The organism is uncultured Hymenobacter sp. (assembly GCF_964242765.1).
Classification (GTDB): domain Bacteria; phylum Bacteroidota; class Bacteroidia; order Cytophagales; family Hymenobacteraceae; genus Hymenobacter.
In genome coordinates, this window is the sequence record NZ_CAXTBM010000123.1 from 1 (window position 1) to 7,356 (window position 7,356).

Consider the following 7,356-nt stretch of genomic DNA (forward strand, 5'->3'; position numbering starts at 1 on the left):
GTTTCGTAGCGCACGGGCGTGGCTTCTTCGGCGGGCTGATTTTCGGACAGATGGTCAGGGGTTTGCATGCGGCATCAGGATTGCAGGGCCCGGAAAATAAAGTAAAAACCCCATTCCGCCGTCTGCGTTGTTACGCCCGACGGTCTTGTAGTTGGTGGAACTACTAGCAGCGTCTGCTTGCTATCTACCAACTTCCTTGTTTTGGCCGACGGCTCTTCCCTCCTACTATGTTTCGCTCCCTTTCTGGCATTCTGTTTTTGCTGTTGTTTTTATTGGCTGAGTGGTATGGCTTCCAAGCCGTCCGCACGGCATTTCACAGCGCGGCTCCGGTAGCCCGCAAAACGGCCGGTTACCTATACTGGCTGATTACCATCCTGGTTTGGGGCTTGGGCATGTGGTCCTTGGCCACGCGCGGGCAAGGCCATGCGCCCTACAAAGCCTACTTGGGCAGCGTGTTGCTGGCGTTGCTGCTGTCCAAACTGGTTGTTCTGTTGTTCTTGTTTCCCGAAGACTTGGTACGCGGTGCACGTTGGATAGCAGGTCGCATTTCCGGCAACCCCACCGCTACGGGCGCCGGGCCAACCATTCCGCGCAGTGAATTTCTGAGCAAGCTGGCCTTGCTGGTAGCCGCCGTGCCGTTTGCCTCGCTGGTTTGGGGCGTGGTGAAGGGCGGCACCGACTATCGGGTGAAGCGCGTAACGCTGCGTTTCCCCAACCTGCCCGCTGCGTTTGATGGCTTTAAGTTGCTCCAGATTTCCGACCTCCACACCGGCAGCTTCGCTTCAACGGAGCCCTTGCAGCGCGCCGTGGCGCTTATCAACCAGCAAAATGCCGACCTCGTGGTGATGACTGGCGACTTGGTGAACAATGTGGCTACCGAAGTGGAAGACCACATCCCGACGCTGGCCCAGATTCAAAGCAAGCTGCCCAAGCTCTCCATCCTCGGCAACCACGACTACGCCGACTACGTGGATTGGACCGAGCAAGGAGGTATCGAGGCCAAGCGCGCGAACCTAGAACGGCTCAAGCGCAACCACGCCCAAATCGGCTGGAAGCTGCTCCTAGACGAAACACACCATGTAGAGCGCAACGGCGAGAAAATTGCTATCCTCGGCATTCAGAACTGGGGCGCGGCCATGCGCTTCCCCAAATATGGCAACCTAGCCAAAGCCCACGCAGCCGCGGCTCCTGATGCGCCATTTAAGATTCTACTTTCCCACGACCCTTCGCACTGGGATGCGCAGGTGCGCCCCGAGTTTCCGGATATCGATTTGATGCTGGCCGGCCACACGCACGGCATGCAGTTCGGTATCAATCTGCCGTTCCTGAAGTGGAGCCCAGTACAATACGTGTACAAGCAGTGGGCGGGTCTCTACCAGCAGGGCCAGCAATATTTGTACGTGAATACCGGTCTGGGTTTCCTCGGTTATCCTGGTCGGGTAGGTTTTCTGCCCGAAATAACGGTATTCGAATTGCGCCGGGCCTAATGCAGCCGGCAGGCCTGACGCAGCCCTTTCTGCGCCACTTCCTGGACTGATGTCCCATTCAGATCAACAAAGAAGCCGCGGCCGTACGGAACCGCGGCTTCTTTGTTGTTGGCCCATTAGTATGAAGCGCAAGTAACCGCTGTCGAGATGGCGGCGTATATGCGCAATTCATTCTCTCTCCCTCTCACTAAATCCGTTTCCATGAAAAAGCTCCTGTTGCTTTTCCCGATTGCCGCCTCCACGCTCGCTTCGTGTGGCGACAGCACCACCACCACGGAAGCCACAACGGCCACCGAAACCGCTACTACCAGCACCGCCGCCACTGGCGACATGGACATGCAATATCGGAGCCGCGCCCAACGCATTGCCGATAAGATGGCGGCCGACATGAAAATCACGGACACCGCCATGGTGTCGCGCATCCGGACCACCTACTACACCCGCGCCCAGCGCCTCGGCGAATTGCGCACCAAGTACGCTTCCGACACCGCTGGTATGGCTGCCGACATGCGTAGTGCCTACTCGGAAACCGATAATGAGTTCAAGGGGTATCTGCCCGCTGAATCGTATACCACGTACGAAACCAGCCGCCCAACTTACTACGAGGAAGCCTACATGGACGACAGCAGCGCGCCAGCTGAAACCGACAACTCCGCCAGCGCGTCTACCGAAACAGAAAGCATGAGTGGCGGCGAAGGCGGCAAAATGAAAGTGAAAGCCGACGGCGACATAAAAATCAAGGATGCGGAAGGCAACAAAGCCAAGATTGATGGTGATGATGGCACCGTAAAACTGAAGCCCGAAAACGGTAAGGACGTCAAGATCAAGTAGTTTTGTCTGGTCTTACGTGTCTGAAAGCCCGCACCTGCAACGGTGCGGGCTTTTTTTAACTCTCTTATGAGATAACTTGCCCCTTGCTTGCGTTTGTATAGGCCAATGAACTTACCGAATTCTATTTCAAGCGGATTTGCTGCAAGCAAGCTAGGCCGGAGGCTATTGGGGTGGCTATTGTTTTTGCTGTTGCCGCTGGGAGCAACGGCGCAGGTGCGCGTGACGGGCTCGGTATCGGAAGCGGGTACCGGGCGAGCCGTGCCGGGCGCAGCCGTGCTGGTGCAGCGCAGCGGCCGGGGCGTGGTAGCCAATGCTGAAGGCGACTTTCGAATCGAAGTGCAAAACACCGATACACTGGTATTCCGGGCAGTGGGCTTCAAAACCCGTCGATTTCCGATGGGCGGCACGGGTCTTTCCCAACTCGTTATTCAAGTGTCGTTGATGCGCGACAGTGTGATGCTGGGGGAAGTGCGCGTAACGGAAGGCCGCCCCGACCGGGCCGCCATCAACAAAGCCTTGCGCAACATCAAGCGCCCCAGCACGGCGCCTACCAGTGCCGTCAAGCGCCCGCCCGCGCCCAAACCGCTATTCGAGGTTGATTCGACGGCCCCGGCCGCTCCCACTCCTTCGCTAGCCAACCCCGTCAGCTTGATTTACGACCAATTTTCTAGGGCTGGCCAGGAGCGACGCAAAATGGAGGAAATACGCGCCGCCGAAGCTGCCGAAGCTGCTCGCAAAGCCCGCCAGAAGTACAACAAGAACTTCAAGAATAACCGGGGGTATGAGTGAGGCGGTTGCTGACTGCTAAATAGTCGGTTGTTGTCATTGCGAGGAAAGAAGTAATCTGTCCTCTGTGAAGCTGGAAACCCTGAAATGCGACAAGCCCTCGACGTAACCAGTTGTCAAGGGCTTGTCTGTTTATCAAGTTTTCAACTTCGAGAGGATGGATTGCTTCGCGGCACTCGCAATGACAATGGACTATTCCACCAACCTACTATCCCGCCACTCCGTAAGCCCGAAGATGAAAATCGGGTATCCTTGCATGAATAATTCGTTGGACTGCACCTCGGCGTCCACGTTCCGGTTGGCTTCCTACTCCGACGAGCGGGTAGAGCAAACCGTTGCCTCCAACTTAACTTGCTTGAAACGCATTCTGGAATACAATCTGGAACACGGGCTCATGTTCTTTCGCATCGGCTCCGACATCGTGCCGTTCGGCTCTCATCCCGTCAACACCTTTCCTTGGCAAACCCGGTTCGCGCCGGAGTTCAAGGCCATCGGCGACTTCATCAAAACCCACAATATGCGCGTGTCGATGCACCCCGACCAGTTCGTGGTGCTCAACTCGCCGAACCCCGACATTGTGGGGCGCAGCATTGCTGAGTTGGTGTATCAGGGTTCGATGCTGGACTTGATGGAACTGGACAGCACGGCCAAGCTCCAGATTCACCTCGGTGGCCTCTACGGCGACCGAGACACGGCTATTGCGCGCTTCATTGCAGTGTGGCACACGCTGCCGCCGGCCGTGCAAGTACGGGTAGTGGTCGAGAACGACGACCGGCTGTTTAGCTTGCGCGACTGCCTGGAATTGCACGCTGCCACCGGCACTCCCATTCTTTTCGACAACTTTCACCACGAATGCCTCAACAACGGGGAGCCCATGGCCGAAGCCTTGCGCTTAGCCGCGGCCACCTGGCACCCCACCCGCGACGGCATTATGATGATGGACTACAGTTCGCAGTCGCACGGCGAGCGACGGGGCAAGCACGTAGCGGCCATCGAAGAGGATTTGTTTCGGGATTTTCTGCGGGAGCTAGGCGACTTGGATGTTGATATCATGCTCGAAATCAAAGACAAGGAAGCCAGTGCACACCGCGCCTGCGGCATCATGCGCGAACTGACGCTGCTTCCGCCTGCGCCGGAGGGCTACGAGCCGCCGGTGTTTACGCCCAAGCAGATCTTAGAAATCGACGCCGCGGCCCCCAAGCCCCGAAAGCCCCGTGCCAAAAAAGACAAAGTGCCCGCTGCCGAAGTCGAGCAGCCCCAAGCCACCGATGGCAACTAGTGCTCCTAAGCACCACAGCATACCTTTCTCTATACACCTCGTATCATGAACCACGAACTTTTAGGCGCTACCATTCACGCGCTGCAAAATGGCCTCACCAGCATTCCTATCAGCGGCGCCCTCGACAACACCGAAACCTGGCAGCAGCGCCTGCTCCAGAGTGGTGAGCCAGCGCTGCAAGACGTTGGGCGGGAAGTGGGCAACTTACAGTCTTTGCTTAGCAGCGGCAACCTCAATCCCGAAGCCATCGGCAATTCCCTGAGCATGTTAGGCTCCCAAACCAACCAGGCCGCCACCCACGCCTCCCCCGATTTCCAGGCCCAGCTCCACGAACTCGGCGACTTGCTGCTCCAGCTTGGCGCCAAGCTACAAGCTGCGTAAACCTGGTAGTTGGTGGGTTCCGGCTGTGAGCAATAAGTGCTTAGAAGAACCAACCGTATCAAAACGCCCAAGCCCCTGACACTACTAGTAGTCAGGGGCTCTTTGTTGTATGGCCTGCCTATAAGCCGCAGCCCCCGCCCAAGCTACAAAAGCTCGAGCAGGGGCTGGGCTGCACGGTGGGCCATCAACGCAGGACAGCTACCGAGGCTATAGGCTAACGACTACGGACGCGGCGTGGCCGTATTGGTGGGGCGTTGTTGGGTGTTGGTTTGGCGCCGCTGGTTTACGCCCGTGTTCATGGGCTGGGTAGTGGCAGCCCCAGTCCGCTGCTCCACGCTTTGCTGGTTTATGGTGGTTGAGCGTTGCATGGGCTGCTGGTCGATGGTGCTCGTGCCCATCTGCGTCGGGCTACCGGTGCTCAGTTGGGTTGGATTAGTGGTAGTGGGAGTACGCTGGTCGATGGTGCCAGGATTGCTTTGGCTGGCCGGCGGAATAGTGGTTTGGTTCATGACGCCCCCTCTCTGGGGCGAGGTAGGTGTGACCTGCGCTTGCGCAGTTGCGGTGGCACCCAAGATGAGAGCAGTAAGTATTGCGAGGTTCTTCGTTTTCATAAGGATGGCAATTGAAGTACAAAATACGTCTGGCCCGAAAGCCATTGTCGAGTTTTGTACGTCCATTCTTGAATGAAGACTGGAAAGCCCGGAATTTTATTGATACAGCGTTCTACTAATCAATTGCTTAAAACTGTTCTCCGCATTTCACTGCAACCTTGCTTTAGCATAGCTATGCTCCTACTAAATACTAAAAACCCCGGTGAGCTGTTGCCCACCGGGGTTTTATGTGCCATCAACTAGCAACCGTAACGCTCCCGCTTAGTGCTGAATCAGGACTTTCTTGGTGAAGGTGCCCGCCGACGAGCGTAGCTGCACCACGTACAGGCCCGGCGCCAAAGTGCTGGTGTTGAGGCGGAAGCCACGCTGCAACTCCGCCGATGGAGCCGCCGCCGTTTGCACGGTCTTGCCGAGCATATCCAGTACCGTCACTTGCACGGGAGTTTTGCTGCTTAGGGGCAGGCGCACCGTTAGCTCAGTGCTGGCGGGGTTCGGGAACAACTCCACCATCTCGTCGCGCTGCTGTTGCGACTGAGTGGCCAGCACCCGGGTCGGAATCAGATAGCCGGCTACTTGGTCGTTGACAAGGTTGCTGGAGCCTTGTACGGCATCGATGCCCATGCCCCGCCGAGCGAATACCTGCCAGATCAGGTAGGTGTTGGCTTTGTTGTTGTAGATGGAATCGGCTTTGAGAATAGCGTCGCGGCCATCGAGGAAGCCAGGCCGGCAGACTTGCAGCTTCAAGCCATCGAGCACCAGTTTCAAGGCAATGTTATTGCCGCCCGTGGCAGCCTTTAGGTTGCGGTTGTAGCCGTATTTCTCTATCAGCTTCCAGTTCAAGTCCCAGAGCGTGGCAGCCCATACCGAGCCAATGGCGTGCACGGCCGTGTAAGGCGCCACCCCGATGTTGGCATACGTCTGGTTGTTGACTGCAAAATCCGTCGAGTAGCGCTGGGGCCGGATGCCCGCGCCAGTGGTAGGCTGATACGATACATATGTACCGATGCCGCGCGGAGTAAAGCCTTGATCGCCGGGCTTGGTGGTCATCCAGAGGCCAAAGAAGTCGCTCCAGCCCTCGCCCATCTGCTCGGCGTTGCCAAGGCAGCTAGAGTTGGCCGGGCCACCAGTCAGGCGGTTGGAAATGCCGTGGCCGTATTCGTGGGCAATTACGCCGTTGTCGAAGTCGCCGTCGCGGTCAGGCGGTGGCACCTGACCGATCAAGGAGGCTGCTGGCGTAGCGCCGCCGCTCAGGGTGTTTTTGAGCGTAGTACCGTCCGCCAACGAAATCATGATGGACGGAATGCGCACGTTCACGGTGTCGGTGCCGCCCATCACGGTAGGATCACCAGCCACGTTGTTGACTACGATTACGGCTTTTGCACCGGCTAGCTGCGCGTTGCGCACCTTAGCCGTGAAGTCGCAAGTACCCCGATCTACCACAGCAATATTGCCGCTGAGTGCCGTTGCATTTACGAAGGGAGTGGTGCACCCCAGCGAAGTGGATGCGGCGTCGTTTACCAACACCAAGTTACCTGTAACGGCAGTGGCAGACGAAAGCTTCGGGCCGAAGCCAGCGGCCACACCCGAATAGTTGCCAGCCGCGGGAGAAGGCTGCGCTACCGATAGAGATGCGCGAATGATGCCGGGCCAGAGGTACATCTGCATGCGGGGGCGCGCCCCATCAACGGGGGTCGAGAAGTTGGCGTTGTTGGTGCCGCCGCCATCCTGTGCTTCAGCCCGCACATCGTCGTTGCCGAGGCCCGTGCCGGTGTAGTTGGTGACCTGGAAGTTGCCGCTCACTTCGTCGAAGCCTTTGTGGGCCATTACGTCGTGCATCAGGTTGTTCCAGTAAAACAAGTTGGTGATAGCCGCATCTTGGCTAACGGCAGGCGCCTGCGCGAAATCAACTGGAAAGTCGAAGCTCAAGTCCGGGCCGCCGTCGGGGCTGTAGCCGAGCGGGTTGCCGTTGCGGGCGGCGCGG

The 7,356-nt window shown here is 57.8% G+C and carries 7 protein-coding genes; 5 read left to right on the forward strand and 2 right to left on the reverse strand.

The annotated features are described in order from the left end of the window. Positions 1 to 227 precede the first annotated feature (227 nt). The 5 genes from ACFE7X_RS24675 (at position 228) to ACFE7X_RS24695 (ending at position 4,764) form a co-directional block, all read left to right on the forward strand. The gene (locus tag ACFE7X_RS24675; protein ID WP_375438340.1) at positions 228 to 1,487 is read left to right on the forward strand and encodes a metallophosphoesterase; all 1,260 of its coding nucleotides are present in this window, start codon (positions 228 to 230) and stop codon (positions 1,485 to 1,487) included. A 201-nt stretch (positions 1,488 to 1,688) separates the two neighbouring features. Then, positions 1,689 to 2,318 (forward strand): hypothetical protein, encoded by a 630-nt coding sequence (locus ACFE7X_RS24680; RefSeq protein WP_375438341.1) that lies wholly within the window; start codon positions 1,689 to 1,691, stop codon positions 2,316 to 2,318. A gap of 183 nt (positions 2,319 to 2,501) precedes the next feature. Beyond that, positions 2,502 to 3,107 (forward strand): carboxypeptidase-like regulatory domain-containing protein, encoded by a 606-nt coding sequence (locus ACFE7X_RS24685; RefSeq protein ID WP_375438342.1) that lies wholly within the window; start codon positions 2,502 to 2,504, stop codon positions 3,105 to 3,107. Between the two features lie 232 nt (positions 3,108 to 3,339). Next, positions 3,340 to 4,383: a UV DNA damage repair endonuclease UvsE gene (uvsE, locus tag ACFE7X_RS24690; protein ID WP_375438346.1), complete on the forward strand. Its 1,044-nt coding sequence runs from the start codon at positions 3,340 to 3,342 to the stop codon at positions 4,381 to 4,383. Between the two features lie 45 nt (positions 4,384 to 4,428). After that, complete coding sequence (locus ACFE7X_RS24695) at positions 4,429 to 4,764, forward strand: hypothetical protein (protein ID WP_375438343.1); 336 nt, start codon at positions 4,429 to 4,431, stop codon at positions 4,762 to 4,764. 221 nt (positions 4,765 to 4,985) lie between these two features. Here ACFE7X_RS24695 and ACFE7X_RS24700 read toward each other — a convergent pair whose 3' ends face one another. Next, positions 4,986 to 5,375, reverse strand: coding sequence for a hypothetical protein (locus ACFE7X_RS24700; protein ID WP_375438344.1), 390 nt, complete (start codon positions 5,373 to 5,375; stop codon positions 4,986 to 4,988). Between the two features lie 261 nt (positions 5,376 to 5,636). Next, positions 5,637 to 7,356 (reverse strand): M36 family metallopeptidase (locus ACFE7X_RS24705; RefSeq protein ID WP_375438345.1); only part of this gene is annotated, 1,720 nt, incomplete at its 5' end.